Genomic DNA, 20,857 nt, shown 5'->3' with positions numbered 1-20,857 from the left:
TGTTGATCGTTAATCAATGATTATTCTATTCCTCCCTGCAATGAGCCAAGCCTTTCTCATCATTCTGAATTGTCATAAATGATTCGACAAGAGCATTAACAAGCGGCTAACCTTTCTGCCACTGGAGTACGTATATTCGCTGATGTGACAGGGTGATGCGCGGCGGATGGCGTGTGTGAAAACAACATAGATAGGGTCAACCATAATGATCCCACGGATTTCTCAGGCCCCTGGCGTCTTACCGCTGGTGCTGGACTTTTTGAAGGCATTGAAGCAACACGGTTTTACCGGCGACACCGCCACCGATTACGCCGACCGCCTGACGATGGCAACGGACAACAGTATCTACCAATTGCTGCCCGATGCGGTGGTATTCCCGCGATCCACCGCCGATGTCACCCTGATTGGTCGTTTGGCCGGAGAATCGACGTTTCAATCTTTGACCTTTGCCCCACGTGGCGGCGGCACAGGCACCAACGGTCAAGCACTGAATACCGGTATTGTGGTGGATATGTCCCGCCATATGAATCGCATTCTGGAAATCAACACTGAGCAAGGCTGGGTGCGAGTTGAAGCCGGTGTGATTAAAGATCAACTTAATCAATATTTGCGTCCGCACGGCTATTTCTTCTCTCCCGAACTCTCTACCAGCAACCGCGCCACGTTAGGCGGCATGATTAATACCGATGCTTCCGGGCAAGGCTCGTTGGTGTATGGCAAAACGTCCGATCATGTTTTAGGTCTGCGAGCGGTGCTTTTGGGGGGCGAACTGCTGGATACTCGCGCGCTGCCAACTGCTCAGGCCGAAGCGATCGCCGCCGAGGAGTCGGTAATTGGGCGTATTTATCGTAGCGTGCTGGAGAGTTGTCGGGATAACCGCGCGCTGATTCTGGAAAAATTCCCCAAACTGAACCGTTTCCTGACCGGTTACGATCTGCGCCATGTTTTGAGTGATGATCTGCAATATTTTGATTTAACACGTATTCTATGCGGGGCGGAAGGCACGCTGGCCTTTATTACCGAAGCCAAGCTGGACATTACCCGTCTGCCGAAAGTGCGGCGGTTGGTGAACGTTAAATATGATTCCTTCGATTCGGCCTTGCGCAATGCGCCTTTCATGGTGGAAGCCAAGGCGCTGTCGGTGGAAACGGTGGATTCTAAGGTGCTGAATCTGGCCAGAGAAGACATTGTGTGGCATTCAGTTAAAGAATTGATCACCGATGTGCCAGATAAGACGCTATTGGGACTGAATATTGTCGAATTCGCCGGAGATGATCGGGAACTTATCGACGAGCAAATGGCCTCGTTGTGTCAGCGGTTAGATGAATTGATGTCTACGCAGCAGGGCGGTGTGATTGGCTATCAGATTTGTGACGATCTGGCCGGTATTGAGCGCATCTACGGTATGCGTAAAAAAGCCGTAGGATTGCTCGGAAACAGTAAGGGTCAGGCTAAACCCATTCCTTTTGCCGAAGATACCTGCGTTCCGCCGCAAAATCTGGCGGACTATATCGTCGAATTCCGTCAGTTGCTGGATAGCCATAACCTGAGTTATGGCATGTTTGGTCACGTAGACGCCGGCGTGCTGCATGTGCGTCCGGCTTTGGACATGTGCGATCCGCAGCAGGAAATGCTGATGAAACAGCTTTCCGATCGGATAGTCGAGCTGACTGCGCGTTACGGGGGCTTACTGTGGGGAGAACACGGAAAAGGTTTCCGCGCTGAATATAGCCCGGGTTTCTTCGGTGAAAAACTGTATCACGAGCTGCGGCGCATTAAGTCTGCTTTCGATCCGCTCAATCGCCTGAATCCGGGGAAAATCTGTTCTCCGTTAGACAGTGATGCGCCGATGATGAAAGTCGATACCTCGGCAAAACGCGGCATAAAGGATCGACAAATTCCGCTTACGGTGCGCACGTCATTCCGCGGCGCAATGGAATGTAACGGCAACGGATTATGCTTTAATTTCGATGCTCGCAGCCCGATGTGTCCTTCAATGAAAATCAGCGGCAACCGCATTCATTCCCCGAAAGGTCGCGCCACATTGGTGCGGGAATGGCTGCGTTTGCTGAGCGAACAGGGCGTCGATCCTCTGGTACTGGAAAACGGCCTGGCTAATCGCCGGCCTAGCCTGCGTGGACTGATCGAAAAAACCAGACATAGCTGGCGCGCCAATCGAGGGGACTACGATTTCTCCCACGAAGTGAAGGAGGCGATGTCAGGCTGTCTGGCCTGCAAAGCCTGTTCGACTCAATGCCCGATTAAAATTGACGTGCCGGGGTTCCGTTCGCGCTTCCTGCAGCTGTATCACACCCGTTATCACCGTCCGTTGCGTGATTACGTGGTCGCTGGCGTGGAAAGCTATACGCCGCTGATGGCCAAGGCGCCCAACCTGTTCAATTTCTTCCTGAAACAGCCGTGGGTGAGCGAACTGAGTCGCCGGAGTATTGGGATGGTGGATTTACCGCTGCTCTCGACGCCGACCCTGAAACAGGCGCTTTCCGGCCACTATGCCAGCACGATGACGTTGGAACAGTTGGAAAAACTGAGTGATGAAGAACGTAGCCATCATGTGCTAATTGTACAGGATCCTTTTACCAGTTATTACGATGCACAGGTGGTGGCTGATTTTGTTCGATTGGTAGAAAAACTCGGTTTTAATCCGGTCTTGCTGCCGTTTTCGCCTAATGGTAAAGCCCAACATATCAAAGGTTTTTTACAGCGATTCGCTAAAACTGCGACTAAAACCGCCGAGTTCCTTAATCGAATTTCCTTATTAGGCATGCCGCTGGTGGGCGTCGATCCGGCCTTGGTACTGTGCTATCGCGATGAATATCAGGAAATGCTTGGAGAGCGTCGCGGTCACTTTAAGGTGCAACTGGTACATGAATGGTTACAGACGACATTGCCGGATAGCCCAGCGCAGCCATTGAACGATGAACCTTGGTATTTGTTTGGCCACTGTACTGAAAGCACCGCGCTACCGGCCAGCGGGCAGCAGTGGGCGGGGATATTTTCACGCTACGGCGCGCGGCTGGAAAACGTCAGCGTTGGCTGTTGCGGTATGGCGGGCACCTACGGTCACGAATCGAAGAATCTCCATAACTCGATCGGAATTTATGAACTATCATGGCAGCAGGCATTGCAGAAATTGCCGGAAAAACGCTGTCTGGCAACGGGTTATTCATGCCGTAGCCAGGTAAAACGAATGGAAGGAAATAGCCTCAGGCATCCGTTACAGGCTCTATTGGAGATAGTTTAATGCTTTGGAAACGAGCAGCTACGCTGGCAGACTTGAATCAAGTGGGTGAAGGTTGCATGGTGTCCCATTTGGGCATCGAAATTACCCGCATCGGGGACAATGAAATCGAAGGGACAATGCCGGTGGATCACCGCACGCGCCAGCCTTTTGGCCTACTGCACGGCGGGGCGTCTGTGGTGTTGGCGGAATCGCTGGGCTCAATGGCGGGTTATCTATCCACCGAATGTGATCAACAGGTGGTAGGGTTGGAAATTAATGCCAACCACCTGAGAGCGGTGCGGGAAGGGGTGGTTCGCGGCGTGTGTCGGGCGGTTCACGCTGGCCGTACTCATCAGGTTTGGCAGATCGAGATTTTCGATCAGCAGGATCGGCTTTGCTGTACATCACGTCTCACTACGGCAATTTTAGGCAGCTAGCGTCTGTCTTCATTTTGCCTAATCTGAAGCGGTATTTTCAGAACCGGACAGCGCCGGTTCTGAATATTTCTTAATCCTTGTCAGACACAGTTTCCTTTCATTCAATCCCTTACCCGCGAACGGCTTATTTTTTCACGATCAAATCGGTCACTTTTTGCCGTAGAGGTTTCCTCCGAGGGGGATTTTCGGCTAAAGTTAGCGTAGAAATAGGTATTTCCTATGAATGTTTAAAATTATTAGAAGTAAAGGGAAATTGGCCTCTAATAATGCAGGGTTTTCAGTTATTATTATGAAATATATTGTGTGATTTCATAATGATAATATTGTGCGACTCTCTTCCGTTTTTTCTGGCCATCGCAGCGTTCCTTATAGGTTGCCGCCTCACCCGGGGTTAAAAAGGCACTTTTCTTAATATCCCTGCAAAACAAACGGTTGAAGTGATAATTATTATCACTACCATTGTGAACAATCTGTGTTGACGCCGAGTGAGGTTCAACCAGCATAATAACAACTAATAAGGTTGTTGAGATAGATAAGGTAGGTCATATGCAACAGGATACAGTTGGTACATTTTCACTCGACGACAATGATTGGCAGGGCGTCACCATTACTGACAGTGCCGCCGCGCAGATTGCCCGCTTAATGCAGCAAGATCCCGAAGTGAAAGGGCTGCATCTGGGCGTTAAACAATCCGGCTGCGCCGGGTTTGCCTACGTGATGGACATGGCAAAAAACCCTGCCAATGACGATCTGGTTTTCGAGCATGGCGAAGCCAAAATTTTTGTACCGTTAAAAGCGATGCCTTTTATTGATGGCACGGAAGTAGATTATGTCCGCGAAGGGCTGAATCAGATCTTTAAATTTAATAATCCTAAAGCTCAGCATGCCTGCGGTTGTGGCGAGAGTTTTGGCGTTTGAGTGATGTAAACGAAATGACACGAAGCAATGTAGAAGTTCCAGATGATGTGCAGGCTTGGGTCAGTGATGGTCGTTACAAAGAAGGCTTCTTTACCCATTTAGCCACCGATGAGTTGGCCAAAGGCATCAACGAAGATGTGGTGCGAGCGATTTCGGCCAAACGTAACGAACCTGAGTGGATGCTGGAATTCCGTCTCGGTGCTTATCGAAGCTGGCTGGAGATGGAAGAACCGCATTGGCTGAAAGCCCACTATCAAAGCCTGGATTATCAGGATTACAGCTATTACTCGGCACCATCTTGCGGTAGCTGCGATGACAACTGCGGTTCCCAACCCGGCGCAGTGCAGCAGCCGACCGACGGCGAAGATCTCGGCACCGCCGCCAATGATTATCTCACCGCAGAAGTGGAAAACGCCTTTGCCCAGTTAGGGGTTCCGGTTCGTGAAGGGGCGGAAGTGGCGGTAGATGCGATTTTTGATTCGGTTTCGGTCGCCACCACTTATCGTGAAAAACTGGCTGGCCACGGGATTATTTTCTGCTCTTTTGGTGAAGCAATTCAGGAATTCCCGGATCTGGTTCGCAAATACCTCGGCAGTGTAGTGCCCGCCAAAGATAACTTCTTTGCCGCATTGAACGCCGCCGTGGCTTCGGACGGCACCTTCGTATACGTGCCGAAAGGCGTGCGTTGCCCGATGGAGCTTTCTACCTACTTCCGGATTAACGCGGCGAAAACCGGCCAGTTCGAACGCACCATTCTGATTGCCGATGAAGACAGCTACGTAAGCTATATCGAAGGCTGTTCTGCGCCGGTGCGTGATACCTATCAGTTGCATGCGGCGGTGGTGGAAGTGATTCTGCACAAAAATGCCGAAGTGAAATATTCCACGGTGCAAAACTGGTTTGCCGGTACGGCCAGCACCGGCGGCATTCTCAACTTTGTTACCAAGCGCGCTCTGTGTGAAGGGGAAGGTTCAAAAATGTCGTGGACTCAGTCGGAAACCGGCTCGGCCATTACTTGGAAATACCCGAGCGTGATTTTGCAGGGTGATAACTCCATCGGCGAATTCTTCTCCGTGGCGTTGACCAACGGTTATCAGCAGGCCGATACCGGCACCAAGATGATCCACATTGGCAAAAATACTAAATCCACCATTATCGCCAAGGGGATTTCCGCCGGCCATAGCCAGAATACCTATCGTGGTCTGGTGAAAATCCTACCGAGTGCGGAAAATGCCCGTAACTTTACCCAGTGCGACTCGATGTTGATTGGGCCGGATTCCGGCGCGCACACCTTCCCGTATGTGGAAGTGCGCAACAACAGCGCTCAGTTGGAACACGAAGCCACCACCTCCAAGATTGGCGATGACCAACTGTTCTATTGTCTGCAGCGGGGCATCAGCGAAGATGACGCTATCTCGATGATCGTCAACGGATTCTGTAAAGATGTCTTCTCGGAATTACCGCTGGAATTTGCCGTCGAAGCGCAGAAATTGCTCGCCATTAGCCTGGAACACAGCGTGGGTTAATCCCGTGGCATTTGCACCGCACAGCGTTGCGCCACGGCGCACAAAGGAAACAGCATGTTAAGCATCAAGAATTTAAAAGTCAGCGTAGAAGGCAACGAGATCCTCAAAGGCCTGAATCTGGAAATCAAACCCGGTGAAGTTCATGCCATCATGGGGCCGAACGGCTCGGGTAAAAGTACCTTGTCCGCCACGCTGGCCGGCCGTGAAGAATATGAAGTCACCGCAGGCGAAGTGATCTTTAAAGATAAGGATCTGTTGGCGCTGGATCCGGAAGAACGCGCCGGTGAAGGGGTTTTCCTGGCGTTCCAGTATCCGGTAGAAATTCCCGGTGTCAGTAACCATTTCTTCCTGCAAACGGCCGTGAATGCGGTACGTAAATACCGTGAAGAAGAACCTTTAGATCGCTTCGATTTTTCCGATTTCATTGAAGAAAAAATTGAACTGTTGAAGATGCCGGAAGATTTGCTGACTCGTTCGGTGAACGTTGGTTTCTCCGGCGGTGAGAAAAAACGTAATGACATCCTGCAAATGGCGGCGTTGGAGCCAGATCTGTGCATTCTGGATGAAACCGACTCCGGTCTGGACATCGATGCGTTAAAAATCGTGGCGAACGGGGTGAACTCTCTACGCAATGAAAAACGTGCTTTCATCATCGTAACCCACTATCAACGTATTCTGGATTACGTGAAGCCCGACTTCGTACACGTGCTGTATCAGGGCAAAATTATCAAGTCCGGTGACTTCTCGCTAGTCAAACAGTTGGAGGAGCAAGGCTATGGCTGGCTTACCGACCAACAGTAATAACCCGCATCAGAACAGTGCTACGGTACTGCAGCAACTGAGTCAATTGGTACAGCAAGGCGCTCGCGGTGGGCGTGCCGATAGCCATTGGCAGCAGGCTCAGAGGTTGGGTTTCCCAACCGCAAAGCATGAAGACTGGAAATATACGCCGATTAACCACTTGCTAGAACAACGTTTTGGCTTTGCTCAGACACAGGTTAGCTCACAGCAGTTAACCGCGCTGGCGCTGCCGCTAGACGCCTATCGTCTGGTCTTTGTGGACGGCCGTTTCGACGCCAGCCTGAGCGATACCGAATTCGGTGTTTATCTGGTTAGCCCACTGACTGCTGCCTCCGAATTGCCTGCCCCGGTGCAATCTGAGGTATTCCTGCATCTGACGGAAAGTCTGGCGCAGGAGGGCACAGTGATTCGTCTGCCAGCGGGAAAACAGGCGGAAAAACCGCTATATCTGCTGCATATCAGCTCTGGTGCAGATACTGAGCTGGTGAATACCAGCCACTATCGCCACCATGTGATGCTGGAAGCGAATACTCAGGCTGATATTGTCGAGCATTATGTCAGCCTGAATGATTTGCCTCACTTTACCGGCGCGCGGCTGACCATTTCTGTCGGCGACAATGCCCAACTGAGCCACTGCAAGCTGGCCTTTGAAACGCCGCAAAGCTATCACTTTGCTCATAATGACGTGGTGATGGGACGTGACGCTCGCGCCAGAAGCTACAGTTTCTTGCTGGGTGCCGGTCTGACTCGCCATAACACCAGCGCCCAGCTTAACGGCGAGGGCGCAAGTTTATCGATGAACAGCCTGCTGTTACCTATTGGCCGCGAAGTTTGTGATACCCGAACCTATCTGGAACACAATAAAGGCTATTGCGAAAGCCGTCAGCTACATAAAACCGTGGTGCGGGAGCGGGGCAAGGCCGTGTTTAACGGCATGATCAAGGTGGCACAGCACGCGCTGAAAACCGACGGTCAGATGACCAATAACAACCTGTTGTTGAGCAAACTGGCAGAGGTGGACACCAAACCGCAGCTGGAAATTTACGCCGATGACGTGAAGTGCAGCCACGGTGCGACCGTCGGGCGGATTGACGCCGAACAGCTGTTCTATCTACAGTCCCGCGGTATCAGTCAGGCCGATGCTCAGCAAATGATTATCTTTGCTTTCGCTGCGGAATTGACCGAAGCGATGAGCAACGAAACCATCCGTAAACTGGTGATGGAGCGGATTGCCGAGCGTCTGGCGGGAGAATAATGATGAGAGAACAACTATGAGTTACCCGCTGGAACGCATTCGCGCCGATTTTCCATTGCTTGCCCGGGAAGTCAACGGCCAGCCGCTGGCCTATCTGGACAGCGCGGCTAGCGCGCAGAAACCCAATGCGGTGATTGAGCGCGAGCTAGAGTTTTACCGCAGCGGCTATGCGGCGGTGCATCGGGGAATTCACACCCTCAGCGCTGAGGCGACTCAGGCGATGGAACAAGTCCGCTGCCATGCGGCAGAATTTATCCATGCCAACTCGCCGGATGAAATCGTTTTTGTGAAAGGTACCACCGAAGCTATTAATCTGGTGGCGAACAGCTACGGGCGACATTTCCTCAAAGCTGGTGACAGTATTATCATCACCGAAATGGAGCATCACGCGAATATCGTTCCCTGGCAGATGCTGGCTCAGGAGCGCGGCATTGAAATTCGCGTCTGGCCGATTACCGCGAGCGGCGAATTGGATCTGAGCGTTCTACCGCACCTGATCGATGATACGACTCGTTTGCTGGCCATGACTCACGTTTCCAACGTATTGGGTACGGTTAACCCGATTGAGCAAATCGTGGCAACGGCCAAGGCCGCCGGTTTGCTGGTGCTGGTGGACGGCGCTCAGGCGGTGATGCATCAGGCGGTGGACGTACAGAAACTGGGCTGTGATTTTTATGCTTTCTCCGGCCACAAACTGTATGGACCGACCGGTATTGGTATTCTGTACGGAAAAAGCGAACTGTTGCAGCAAATGCCGCCGTGGGAAGGCGGTGGGGCGATGATTAAAACCGTCAGCCTGACCGAAGGAACCACCTACGCTGATGCGCCGGGGCGCTTTGAGGCCGGATCGCCGAACACCGCGGGTATGATGGGGTTAGGCGCGGCAATGAGCTACCTGAGCGAACTGGGGCTGGATAACATACAGCGCTACGAGCATGAGCTGATGGCCTACGCCGTCGAAGCACTGCAGCAGGTTGAAGGGGTAATCATGTACGGTCCAGCGTCACGGGCGGGAGTCATTGCCTTTAATCTGGGGCAACATCATGCCTTTGACGTAGGAAGTTTTCTCGATCAGTACGGGATTGCCATTCGTACCGGCCATCACTGTGCGATGCCATTGATGCAGCACTACGGCGTGCCGAGCATGTGCCGCGCTTCTCTGGCGGTTTATACCAGCCGAGAGGATATCAACCGGCTGGTGGCGGGGTTACAACGGGTCAAGCGTTTGCTAGGCTAAGTAAAGCCAAACTCCGCAGCGCCTGTTGGTCAGAGCGTTGCCGTTATCAAAGCTGGCTAGCGTCTTGGTCAGCTTTATTTTTTACCGTATTAGGAAGCCTCTCCATGGCCACGTTGCCAGATAAGCAAAAATTGATTCGCAATTTTTCCCGCTGCCATAATTGGGAAGAAAAATACCTGTACGTGATCGAATTGGGCGCTATGTTGCCGCCGTTGAGCGACACCGAGCGCCAGCCAGAAAACCTGATTAGCGGCTGCCAGAGCCAGGTGTGGATCAGCATGACCTTGACCGAGCAGGGCACTATTCATTTTGCCGGTGACAGCGATGCGACCATCGTAAAAGGGTTAGTTGCGGTCGTCTTTATTCTGTATCAGGGGTTAACTCCGCAGCAAATTATCGATCTGGACGTTCGCCCTTATTTTGCCGATTTGGCTCTAAGCCAGCATTTAACGCCATCTCGATCCCAGGGATTGGAAGCAATGATTCGCGCAATTCGTAATAAAGCATCATTATTAGTCTGAGTGACCTTTCTTCCGAGGCAGCGTGTCTGCCTCTCAGAACCTTCTTAATCATTTATTAATCTATTCACCCATAATTGTTATAAAAATATTTTTGCGAAGTCAGTCACAGTGTTAAAACGGTGATATTTCAGCAGGTTAAATCTTGTCTGGGGGGCGAAAAAGGCAAAGAAAAATTAATTTCTAACACCTTGATTTTTAGAGAAATAAATTGCCTTTAGAATCATTACTGTTAGTATAGTTTTGCCAATTATTGGCTATGAAAATCACACGAACTAGCTCGCCGTATAAACCGAATTTGAAGAAGTGATGTAGGAACTAAGCATGAAACGTGCATTAACTTTGATAGGTATGTTATTCGCCACCTGTATGGCAGGCAGTATCACTGCGGCCAATGCAACTGAATATCCTCTGCCACCGGCCAATAGTCGTCTTATTGGTGAAAATACTACCTTTACCGTTCCAAACGATGGCCGTCCGCTGGAGGCTATTGCTGCCGATTATAAAATCGGTCTATTGGGTATGCTGGAAGCCAACCCAGGCACCGATCCGTACTTACCTAAGCCGGGTTCAGTGTTAACCATTCCAACGCAAATGATACTGCCAGACACCCCGCGTGAAGGCATTGTGATTAACCTGGCAGAACTGCGTCTGTACTACTATCCAAAAGGTCAGGATAAAGTCATCGTTTATCCAATCGGTATCGGCCAGTTAGGGCGTAACACCCCAATTATGACGACCTCCGTCAGTCAGAAAATCCCGAATCCAACCTGGACGCCAACGGCGAATATTCGTAAGCACTATCTGGCGCAAGGCGTGACTTTACCGGCCGTTGTTCCTGCCGGTCCGGAAAATCCTATGGGTCTGTTTGCGATGCGTCTGTCTGCCGGTGCCGGTGAGTACCTGATTCACGGTACCAACGCTAACTTCGGTATCGGCATGCGCGTTAGCTCTGGCTGTATCCGTCTGCGTCCTGACGATATTCAGGCGCTGTTCAACTCGGTACCTAAAGGCACCCGCGTACAGATTATCAATGAGCCGATCAAATATTCTGTTGAACCGGACGGTAAACGCTACGTAGAAGTTCACCAGCCGCTGTCCCGTACAGACAATGACGATCCGCAAACCATGCCAATCGCGCTGAGTGCCGGTGTGAAAGCCTTTATGGCCGATGGCGAGACAGATACCGCAGTGGTTGAAAGTGCGATTGTACGCCGTTCTGGGATGCCAGTATTAGCCAGCAAAGGAATGGTAGCCTCTGATGCCGCTCCGGCTGCTGTAGCCCCTCTGGAAGCGTCACAGGCTGAAGAACAGACTATCCCTAAGCTTACTCAGCCAGGCCCAATCTATTCTGAGTCCCACTAATCACCGCAAATAAACGCCTCGACGTTGCGGGACAAGATGAAAGCAAGGATGCTTTCATTGTTCCAGCAGATAAATAAATCGACTTACCGGATAAGGATAAAGTGCAAATGACGAAGGTGAGGGGATTGTTCGGGGTAAAAAAAATGGCGCACAATGTGCGCCATTTTTCATTGAAGTAATATTACTTCTTGTAAGCGTGAGCTTGGTTGTCCAGACGTTGGTTAGCACGTGCTGCATCGTCTTTAGCTGCTTGAACGTCAGAACGGATTGCGTTCACGTCGTTGCTCAGTTGGTCAACTTTAGCGTTCAGAGTCTGAACGTCTGAAGACAGTTGATCAATTTTAGCATTGCTTGAACAACCAGCCAGCATAGTAGAAGCCAGAATTACCGCGCCCAGTACAAGTTTAGTACGATTCATTATTAACACCCTCTAGATTAAGTTAATCTCCATGTAGCGATACAAGTATTACACAAACTTTTTTCGAAAGAGAATAAATTTTTTATGTTAATGAGCTTTATTTTGATCGTTCGCTCAAAGAAGCGTCTGGTTTTAAAAAATCGTTAAAAAATAAAAACAAAACCAATGTACTCCATGGGACAAGTCTTATTTATAAAACAGCCTGTAACCGGGGTGGGATTAAATGTTTTTTGAGAAAGGACGGGAACAAAAAGATAAAAGAAAAACGCCGCTGTAATAAGCGGCGTTTAAATATATTCAGCAGAACAACCCGAGTTGGATTAAAGAACGTGTACTGAAGAAGTATTGGTCGTGCCGCTTGGTACCAGTGCACCAGAAACCATCACGACTACGTCACCTTTCTGCGCCAGACCGCTTGCCAATGCCGCTTCTTTACCAATACGGTAGAAATCATCGGTAGAAGCAATTTCTTTCACGACGGAAGGGATAACGCCTTTGGTCAGAATTAACTGACGCGCAGTCACTTCATTGGTGGTCAGCGCCAGAATAGTCGCGGTTGGGAAGTATTTACGTACCGACTTGGCTGACTTGCCGCCGCCGGTTGCAACGACGATCAACGGAGCACCCAGTTTCTCTGCGGTTTCAACTGCACCACGGCAAACGGCTTCGGTGATACGCATTTTGCGGTTGTCGTTCAGTGATTCGATGCGGCTAGGCATAACGCGATCTGTACGCTCACAGATGGTCGCCATGATGCTCACGGACTCCAGCGGGTATTTACCCTTGGCGCTTTCACCGGACAGCATCACTGCGTCGGTACCGTCCAGAATGGCGTTAGCTACGTCGCCGGCTTCTGCGCGGGTAGGGCGCGGGTTTTTGATCATGGAATCGAGCATTTGGGTGGCGGTGATGACCACTTTACGCGCGCGGTTACATTTCTCGATCATCATCTTCTGCGCGAAGATAACTTCTTCAACCGGGATTTCAACGCCCAGGTCGCCACGAGCAACCATGATACCGTCAGACGCTTCCAGAATTTCGTCGAAGTTATTCAGGCCTTCCTGGTTTTCAATTTTGGAGATGATCTGAATGTGTTCGCCGCCGTGGGCTTTCAGGTGCTCACGGATTTCCAGCACGTCAGAACGTTTACGAATAAAGGAAGCCGCAACGAAGTCAACGCCTTGCTCACAACCAAAGATCAGGTCGCCTTTGTCTTTTTCAGCCAGTGCAGGCAGTTGGATGGAAACGCCCGGCAGGTTAACGCCTTTGTTTTCGCCCAGATCGCCGTTGTTCAGTACTTTACAAACGACAGTGCTTTCAGTGACTTCAATCACTTCCATACCGATCAAACCGTCATCAACCAGCACGGTGTTACCGATTTTCAGGTCAGCGGCGAAGCCAGCGTAGGTAACGGCGACAGTTTGGTTGTTACCAATCACGCTCTGGTCAGTGGTGAAGGTGAAGGTCTGGCCAGCAACCAGCGCCACGTCTTTACCGCCTTCCAGTTTCATGGTGCGGATTTCCGGGCCTTTGGTGTCCAGCAGGATGCCCGCTTTCAGACCGGTTTTCTCCATAACCGCACGGATATTTTTGATACGTTGACCGTGCTCAGCATAGTCACCGTGGGAGAAGTTCAAACGCATGACGTTCATTCCTGCTTTCAGCAGGTTGGTCAACATTTCTTCAGACTCGGTTTTTGGCCCGATAGTACAAACAATTTTAGTCTTTTTCATGACGGATTTTTCTACAAGTTGTGATGGATAAAAAGCGAAAGAATCCGCCAGCTAGGCTGACGGAACGGAATGTGGGGCGTGTCTGGTGTAATGAAACAATACTAAGAATAGGTGACAGTTGAAGAGATCGAGCGGAAAACTTTTGCGCAGGACTTCGCGCTGGGCCTGTCTGCGACAGCCAATTGAGGAGTTGTATTTTTTTAGCGTATCTATAGATCAAGATGCTGAAACCATTCAACTGAAACGACGGTTCGTATTATACGGCGTAAGTGACCGGAAATGAAATGAAAATCAAATTCTCATCACCAGTTTTGATAAAAATCACGCAAATGTAGCGCAAACTGAGGCGCTCGGCGCGATTTGTTGCGCAACAGTCAGTGATTAAGCATACAGAGTGTAAATTTTATGTGACATTAGGGGCTATACAGCGAATAAAATCGAGGTGAATGCGCTGGATCGTCAGGAACTTGGAAAAACGAATTGAAGCATTTTGCGGGTCATGAGAATAGCGGTTGAGAATGAGAAGAATGAATGAGAAAGCGCGGTAAGAATCAAGATTTGGTGCGTCCGAGTGGACTCGAACCACCGACCCCCACCATGTCAAGGTGGTGCTCTAACCAACTGAGCTACGGACGCATATCATTCAATCTACTGCCAATGCTTGATAATTTGGTGCGTCCGAGTGGACTCGAACCACCGACCCCCACCATGTCAAGGTGGTGCTCTAACCAACTGAGCTACGGACGCATATCATTCAATCTACTGCCAATGCTTGATAATAATGTTGGTGCGTCCGAGTGGACTCGAACCACCGACCCCCACCATGTCAAGGTGGTGCTCTAACCAACTGAGCTACGGACGCATCGATTATTACCGGCCATCAAAGGTGACGGCGGGGACGAATATTAACGGGCAGCCCGTCCTCTGGCAAGGAGAAAAACGCAATTTTATTCGTAATTTCACGCGATTGCTGAGCTTTCGCTCATTGCGACGTTTTTTTCTCCAGCTTTGATTCGGATTTTCCTGCACCGGGCGGAATAACCCGGCGCAGGTTTTTTTAGAACTTTATTTCCCGAATCATAACTGCGACGAGTTTAATGTGCGGCACGCTGCAAAATAAACTCGGCGGGTTGCCTTTGCAGCCAACGAATTCGCAATGTCATCAGAATCGCCGCAGCGGTCAGACCGATAATGAAACCGGTCCAGAAACCGCTTGGCCCCATCGCCGGGACCACATAATCGGTCAGGGCCAGAATATAGCCGCTCGGCAAACCTAACACCCAATAAGATGTAAAGGTGATAAAGAAGATAGAACGGGTATCTTTATAGCCGCGAAGTACGCCGCTGCCGATCACTTGTACCGCGTCAGACAGCTGATAAATTGCCGCCAGTAGCATCAGATGAGACGCCATAATCACCACTTCCGGCGATTTGTTGTAGAGCAGGGCGATTTGTTCGCGGAATATCACGGTCGATATCGCCGTCATCATCGCCAGACACAGGCCGACGGCGATGGCGGTATAAGCCGAAACCTGCGCGGCTGCAACAGAGCCTTCGCCCAAACGATGTCCTACGCGAATCGTTGCCGCTACGCTGAGAGACATGGGTAACATAAACATTAGTGAGCTGAAGTTAAGTGCGATCTGATGTCCAGCTACCGGCACAATCCCCAAGGGGGAGACCAACAGCGCCACGACGGCAAAAAGCGTCACTTCAAAAAACAGCGCCAGAGCAATCGGCAAACCGAGGCCGCTCAGGCGTTTCATTACATGCCAATCCGGTGGTGCGAAGCCTTTTTCCAGCTTGATATCCTGCTGTGAACGGGCTTTGGTCACATACCAACGCATCATCAGGAACATCACCCAGTACACGCTGGCGGTCGCCACGCCACAGCCCACGCCACCCAGCGCCGGTGCGCCAAACTTACCGTAGATGAAGATGTAGTTGATGGGGATATTGACCAGCAGGCCAAGAAAACCAATCACCATCCCCGGTTTGGTTTTGGATAATCCCTCACACTGATTACGCAAAACCTGGAAGAACAGATAACCCGGCGCGCCCCACAGAATCGCGTGCAAGAAGCCCACGGCTTTTTCTGCCATGACCGGATCGATGTTATGCATTCGGGTGATGACATGGTCGCTGTGATACAGCAGAGTCATAATCAGCACCGATAATATCGACGCCAGCCAAAAGCCCTGGCGAATCTGATGAGCGATTTGGTCACGGCGACCTGAGCCATTTAATTGAGCTACGGTTGGCGTTAATGCCAAGAGCAGGCCGTGACCGAACAGGATAACGGGGAGCCAGATTGAGGTACCGACGGCGACGGCCGCCATGTCGGTGGCACTGACCGAGCCGGCCATAATAGTATCGACCACCCCCATGGCAGTTTGGGATACCGAGGCGATCACCACCGGAATAGCCAGCGCTAATAAGCAGCGGACTTCTGTTAGATACTTTTGCAAGTACACACCTTTCTAATAATGTTGGGATTAAGCAGGCTAATAGTTACGATGATAAAATATCGTCCTTGAGGGCAAATATTGTACCGTCTCTAAAAGCTTAAGCAATCATTTGTAACTTATTATCAACGAAGTAGATAACCTTGCAGATTTTTACCTTTCGCGAATTGGTTTTCCGGTTTTTCTAGGGCAAACTGAGGTCAATCAAGATAATTTTCCTCGCTATAGATAACGAATAAGAGGCATTGCCTATGTTTACTGGTATTGTTAAGGCCACCGCGCCAGTTGTGGCCATCGATGAAAAGGCCAATTTTCGCACCCACGTCATCAAATTCCCTACGGATATGTTGCCAGAGCTGGCTTTAGGCGCATCTGTGTCTCACAACGGTTGCTGCCTCACGGTGACCAAGGTGGAAGGCGATTTGGTCAGCTTTGATTTGATTAAAGAAACGCTGCGCATTACCAATTTGGGTCAGCTACAGGTTGGCGATATGGTGAATCTGGAGCGCGCGGCTAAATTCAGCGATGAAATTGGTGGGCACCTGATGTCTGGCCACATTACCTGCACCGCCGAGATTGCCAAAATCTACACGTCTGAAAATAATCGCCAGATATGGTTCCGTATGCCAAGTGAAGATTTGATGAAATACGTGTTGCACAAAGGCTTTATCGGTATCGACGGCATCAGCCTGACCATTGGCGAAGTAGAAGGGAAACGTTTCTGCGTGCATTTGATTCCGGAAACGCTGGAACGCACCACTTTGGGCAAAAAACGTTTGGGGCAGACCGTCAATATTGAAATCGATCCGCAAACCCAGGCGGTGGTCGAAACGGTAGAACGTATATTGGCTCAGCGGGATATCGCCGGCGCGGCGGCGCATTTGGCCAGTGACATGGCGGCTAAAGCGCAATCTTAACATTACAGCGCTGAATCGAAGCAAGCGCCGCGCTGTGGAGCAAATGCTGCTTTAATCGGCCTGAAAAAAAGAAAAGGGATAACAGCCTTGGCCGTATCCCTTTTTTTGATCCCGTGAATCAGACGTTAGCGAGGAACGCGGAGACCGCCATCAACGCCGCGCGGGCTAAACAATACCTGCCATAGCTGAATATCTCTGACGCGGAACGCACCGGCGCAGGCATTCAGGTAATAGCTGAACATTCTCTCAAATCGTTCCGAGTATTTTTCAGACAAAACTGGCCACGCGGCGCGGAATTTTTCGTACCACGCCATCAGCGTGCGATCATAGTCAGCGCCAAAATTGTGCCAGTCTTCCATAATGAGCCGCGACTCGCTGGCGTCGGCAATTTGTCGAATCGAAGGCAGGCAGCCGTTAGGGAAGATATAGCGGTCAATCCACGGATCAACGCTCAGATTGCTACGGTTCGCGCCAATAGTATGCAGCAAGAACAGACCATCGGGTTTTAGATTGCGTTCGACGACTTCAAAATAGGTTGGATAGTTCTTTGGCCCAACGTGTTCGAACATACCGACGGAAACAATGCGGTCAAACTGTTGATGCAAATCTCGATAGTCTTGCAGCAGGATAGTGACATCCAGTCCGGCGCAGCGCTCTTGCGCCAGTTTTTGCTGTTCGGCAGAAATGGTGACGCCCTGAACGGAAACGCCATAATGACGGGCGGCAAAAGCGGATAATCCCCCCCAGCCACAGCCGATATCCAGCAGTTTCATGCCGGGTTTCAGCCGCAGTTTTTCACAGATCATGCGCAGTTTATGTTCCTGCGCTTGTTCCAGATTGGCGGCGTCTTTCCAGTATCCGCAGGAATATTGCATGTGGCTGTCTAGCATTCTGCTAAACAGATCGTTACCGAGATCGTAATGTTCTTTGCCGACGATCCAGGCGCGTTTTTTCGATTGCAGGTTAGTCAGGCGGGCGGTTGCGACGCGTAAGGTATCTTTGAAATGGCGGGGGAGTTTCTTTTCCAGACCGGCTCGTAGCACGCGCTGGAAAAAAATGTCCAGTCGTTCACAGTCCCACCATCCGTCCATATAACTTTCCCCGAGTCCCAGCGAGCCTTGCTGCAATGCGCGCTTAAAGAAATCAGGATTATGAACCTGAATATCGAAAGGTCTTGAACCATTGATTTCAATATCGGCCTGGCTCAACATTTCATTCACAATGCGATACCACGGATTTTCTTGAATACTTTGGTCTTCTATACAGGATGAACTCATAGTTTCTCCATCACTTTCTTCTGACTGATGTCCCGCAATAAACGAAAAAATTGCAGGCGCATACCGAATAGGTATTGGCTACCTTGGTGTCTGATATCCAACTACGGACAGAGGAAGATTAAGAAGTAAATCTACTGCGTTTGGCACTAGGTTCACTCATCCTTAAGGATAAATGTAACGCGATCAACGTGTACAAAATATGAAACTAATATGACTTTTTTCTAACGGCTTTATTTATAACTGGGATCGAGTATAGGCGCGCCGGAAAGGTTTCTCAATAATAAATCTGTCTCGGCGCGTTAGAAAGGCTGTAATAATTTCCCTTAGGAATGATGACTCTCTGAGATTAATTCTCTTTGATTATCAGAGTCATCCTTATTTGTGGCATATAAATGTATGAAATAACCCAGCGCTGCAAATAATACCGTCAACACCATGACGGTCACGGTGGCTAATAACGGTTGAGTAATAAAGGCTGACACCAACATGCTGGCAATAAAACAGGTTCCCAGCTGTAGGGTATTCTGCAATGCGGCGGCCTTCCCGGTGTTATTGGGAAAAGGAATTAATGCATTTGACACCACAATCGGGTAACAGGCACCGTTGACCAGCGCCATCACGCAGAATGGAATTAATAAAGTCAGCAGGTTAGGTTCTGTTAGGGTCGCCACCAGATACAGGGCGATCATGCTTAAAGCGTAACCAACCAGAAGCCACGGTAATAGAGTATTGCCTTTCATGTAATTCAGTGCGCTGCGACAGCCGTAACCACCCAGCAAGAAAGCCAGGGTTTGCGGGACGTAGCTCAGGCCAATCACATTCGGGCTATAGCCCATATCGCCCAAAATAAAGGGTGAGCCGGTTAGCCAGGCAAAGAAACCAGCGCTGCAAGCAGCGAAAATCATCACGTTTCCGCTGAATAGCGGCGATTTAATAATCTGCCAGAAGTTAAGATTATCTTTCTCGCTCTCACTACTTTGCGCATTCTTTTGCTTTTCTTTTAATAAAGCAGTCGGAATCAACAGCAGCAGAGTAATCGCCAATAGCACCACGAAAATGGCGCGCCAGCTAAAGTGGTTCAGTAACCAGGCGCCAAGCAGGGGTGCTAACGCAGGAGAAAGGGCGACCAAAGGCATAATAGTGGCGAAGACCCGATTGGCCTTGCCATCGCGATAACGGTCAATCACCAGCGCTTGCCAGGTCACCGCAGCGGAACAAACTCCCACGGCCTGAACCAGACGCAATGCTAACAGTTGTACCGGCGTTTGCACCCAAACCATTCCCAAACAGCCGAAGGCAAACAGACTTAAACCGAGCAACAACACAGGTTTCCGCCCCAATTTATCGGATAAAGGTCCCCAGACTAATTGTGCAATGGCAAATCCGGCGAGAAAAATGCTCAAACTGGCGCTGATCGAGCCAGCCGAAGCCTGCAAATCTTGTTGCATGGCGCCAAAAGCGGGTAAGTACATATCCGTGGCAAGGTATCCCAACATGCTCAGACCGGCGAGGTAGAACATAAAGCTAGTGGATGTTTTCATTTTCGTTATTTATCTCGTTTATCTGTATACCCGTTATCTTTCGAACCGCAGCGGTGTTGGCTACCTTCGCTCACCCCAGTCACTTAGTGGCTCGGTTCCTTGGGATTCGCGGCGTTGCCGCCTGGCTACAATCCGAAAGCAGGTTATCTTTGCAGGAGAATTAATGCGGGGGGCATTCTATCCGGCTGGCTATTCCCCTGTGAAACGGTAATATTTGCATACTGGTGTGAAAATAATTGAAGGCAAGGCAATGTGGTCGGAATATTCATTGGAAGTGGTTGATGCGGTTGCCAGAACCGGTAGTTTTAGCGCTGCTGCACAAGAACTGCATCGCGTGCCTTCTGCCGTCAGCTATACGGTCAGACAACTCGAGACATGGCTGGCAGTGCCACTGTTTGAACGACGACACCGCGATGTGGAACTGACGGCAGCGGGAGCGCTGTTTATTAAAGAAGCGCGAACTGTTATCAAAAAAATGATTGATACGCGTCGTCAATGTCAGCAGGTCGCTAACGGTTGGCGCGGCCATCTGGATATTGCTATCGACATTATTGTGAAGCCGTTACGCAGCCGTCAGTTGGTGCTGGATTTTTATCGTCATTTCCCCGATATCGAACTGCGGGTGCATTTTGAGGTATTCAACGGCGTGTGGGATGCGCTGGCGGATGGTCGTGCCGATGTGGCTATTGGTGCGACGCGTGCGGTGCCAGTCGGTGGGCGCTTTACCTTCCGTGATATGGGGTTTATGAACTGGCACTGCGTGGTCAGTGCCACTCATCCGCTGGCATCTCAGAGCGGCCCTTTGACCGACGATCAGCTGCGGCCTTACCCTTCGCTCTGCATTGAGGACACTGCCCGTAATCTGCCGAAGCGCGATACCTGGACGCTGGACAACCAGCGACGGCTGGTGGCACCGGATTGGCAAACGGGCATTGACTGTCTGTGTGACGGATTATGTATTGGTATGGTTCCGGCGCATCGCGTCGAGCCGCTGGCCAAACAGGGGAAACTGGTGATTATTACGCTGGCTCAGCCCTTGCCAGATAGCCCTTGCTGCCTGAGCTGGGAGCAAAACAACCATTCGCCCGCTATGGCGTGGCTGCTGGAGTACCTTGGGGATACGGAAACGCTGAATGCCGAATGGCTGCGAGCGGGGGACGGTGTAGAAAACACGCGGGAAGCCGTTTCAACGGGCTAAACGGCTTCCC

At 50.5% G+C, this 20,857-nt stretch carries 16 protein-coding genes and 3 tRNA genes; 11 read left to right on the top strand and 8 right to left on the bottom strand.

Going from position 1 to position 20,857, the window contains the following annotated elements; all coding sequences use genetic code 11:
- The first annotated feature begins 205 nt into the window (after positions 1–205).
- The 9 genes from DBA33_RS03580 (at position 206) to DBA33_RS03540 (ending at position 11,298) form a co-directional block, all read left to right on the top strand.
- The gene (locus DBA33_RS03580; RefSeq protein WP_120805563.1) at positions 206–3,262 is read left to right on the top strand and encodes an FAD-binding and (Fe-S)-binding domain-containing protein; all 3,057 of its coding nucleotides are present in this window, start codon (positions 206–208) and stop codon (positions 3,260–3,262) included.
- Positions 3,262–3,678, top strand: a complete 417-nt coding sequence (locus DBA33_RS03575; RefSeq protein WP_064513993.1) for a hotdog fold thioesterase — start codon at positions 3,262–3,264, stop codon at positions 3,676–3,678. Before DBA33_RS03580 ends, DBA33_RS03575 begins: the two co-directional genes overlap by 1 nt.
- A gap of 546 nt (positions 3,679–4,224) precedes the next feature.
- Positions 4,225–4,596 carry a Fe-S cluster assembly scaffold SufA gene (sufA, locus tag DBA33_RS03570; RefSeq protein WP_064513991.1) on the top strand — a complete coding sequence of 124 codons (372 nt, stop codon included), beginning with the start codon at positions 4,225–4,227 and terminating at the stop codon, positions 4,594–4,596.
- A 14-nt stretch (positions 4,597–4,610) separates the two neighbouring features.
- Positions 4,611–6,122, top strand: a complete 1,512-nt coding sequence (sufB, locus tag DBA33_RS03565) for a Fe-S cluster assembly protein SufB (RefSeq protein WP_064513990.1) — start codon at positions 4,611–4,613, stop codon at positions 6,120–6,122.
- Between the two features lie 54 nt (positions 6,123–6,176).
- Positions 6,177–6,923: a Fe-S cluster assembly ATPase SufC gene (sufC, locus tag DBA33_RS03560; protein ID WP_120805561.1), complete on the top strand. Its 747-nt coding sequence runs from the start codon at positions 6,177–6,179 to the stop codon at positions 6,921–6,923.
- The gene (gene sufD, locus DBA33_RS03555; protein WP_064513985.1) at positions 6,898–8,178 is read left to right on the top strand and encodes a Fe-S cluster assembly protein SufD; all 1,281 of its coding nucleotides are present in this window, start codon (positions 6,898–6,900) and stop codon (positions 8,176–8,178) included. The genes sufC and sufD overlap by 26 nt, the downstream gene beginning before the upstream one ends.
- 16 nt (positions 8,179–8,194) lie before the next feature.
- Positions 8,195–9,415, top strand: coding sequence for a cysteine desulfurase SufS (sufS, locus tag DBA33_RS03550; protein WP_120805559.1), 1,221 nt, complete (start codon positions 8,195–8,197; stop codon positions 9,413–9,415).
- A gap of 104 nt (positions 9,416–9,519) precedes the next feature.
- Entirely contained in the window at positions 9,520–9,936 is a 417-nt protein-coding gene (gene sufE, locus DBA33_RS03545) for a cysteine desulfuration protein SufE (protein ID WP_120805557.1), read from the top strand.
- Between the two features lie 321 nt (positions 9,937–10,257).
- The gene (locus DBA33_RS03540) at positions 10,258–11,298 is read left to right on the top strand and encodes a L,D-transpeptidase family protein (protein WP_064513980.1); all 1,041 of its coding nucleotides are present in this window, start codon (positions 10,258–10,260) and stop codon (positions 11,296–11,298) included.
- Between the two features lie 181 nt (positions 11,299–11,479).
- Here DBA33_RS03540 and DBA33_RS03535 read toward each other — a convergent pair whose 3' ends face one another.
- The 6 genes from DBA33_RS03535 to DBA33_RS03510 all read right to left on the bottom strand — a co-directional run bounded on the left by DBA33_RS03535 (position 11,480) and on the right by DBA33_RS03510 (position 15,917).
- On the bottom strand, positions 11,480–11,716 hold the full coding sequence (locus tag DBA33_RS03535; RefSeq protein WP_005165631.1) for a major outer membrane lipoprotein: 237 nt from the start codon (positions 11,714–11,716) through the stop codon (positions 11,480–11,482).
- Positions 11,717–12,036: 320 nt separating this feature from the next.
- A complete protein-coding gene (gene pykF, locus DBA33_RS03530) occupies positions 12,037–13,449 on the bottom strand; it encodes a pyruvate kinase PykF (protein WP_049600123.1) in 1,413 nt (470 codons plus the stop codon).
- Between the two features lie 559 nt (positions 13,450–14,008).
- Positions 14,009–14,085 (bottom strand) — tRNA-Val (locus tag DBA33_RS03525).
- 34 nt (positions 14,086–14,119) lie between these two features.
- Positions 14,120–14,196 (bottom strand) — tRNA-Val (locus DBA33_RS03520).
- A 38-nt stretch (positions 14,197–14,234) separates the two neighbouring features.
- Positions 14,235–14,311 (bottom strand) — tRNA-Val (locus tag DBA33_RS03515).
- Between the two features lie 232 nt (positions 14,312–14,543).
- Positions 14,544–15,917: an MATE family efflux transporter gene (locus tag DBA33_RS03510; RefSeq protein WP_064513978.1), complete on the bottom strand. Its 1,374-nt coding sequence runs from the start codon at positions 15,915–15,917 to the stop codon at positions 14,544–14,546.
- A gap of 248 nt (positions 15,918–16,165) precedes the next feature.
- Between DBA33_RS03510 and DBA33_RS03505 the strand changes: the two genes are divergently transcribed.
- Positions 16,166–16,831 carry a riboflavin synthase gene (locus DBA33_RS03505; protein WP_064513976.1) on the top strand — a complete coding sequence of 222 codons (666 nt, stop codon included), beginning with the start codon at positions 16,166–16,168 and terminating at the stop codon, positions 16,829–16,831.
- A 125-nt stretch (positions 16,832–16,956) separates the two neighbouring features.
- Here DBA33_RS03505 and cfa read toward each other — a convergent pair whose 3' ends face one another.
- On the bottom strand, positions 16,957–18,108 hold the full coding sequence (gene cfa, locus DBA33_RS03500; RefSeq protein WP_064513974.1) for a cyclopropane fatty acyl phospholipid synthase: 1,152 nt from the start codon (positions 18,106–18,108) through the stop codon (positions 16,957–16,959).
- Between the two features lie 323 nt (positions 18,109–18,431).
- A complete protein-coding gene (gene punC, locus DBA33_RS03495; RefSeq protein ID WP_064513972.1) occupies positions 18,432–19,649 on the bottom strand; it encodes a purine nucleoside transporter PunC in 1,218 nt (405 codons plus the stop codon).
- Between the two features lie 250 nt (positions 19,650–19,899).
- On the opposite strand from punC, the gene punR reads away from it, so the two are divergent.
- A complete protein-coding gene (gene punR, locus DBA33_RS03490; protein ID WP_064513970.1) occupies positions 19,900–20,847 on the top strand; it encodes a DNA-binding transcriptional activator PunR in 948 nt (315 codons plus the stop codon).
- The last annotated feature ends 10 nt before the right edge of the window (positions 20,848–20,857 follow it).

Source organism: Yersinia sp. IP36721 (genome assembly GCF_003634395.1).
In the GTDB taxonomy this organism is placed as follows: domain Bacteria; phylum Pseudomonadota; class Gammaproteobacteria; order Enterobacterales; family Enterobacteriaceae; genus Yersinia; species Yersinia entomophaga.
This window is presented reverse-complemented; position numbering and strand designations above follow the sequence as displayed.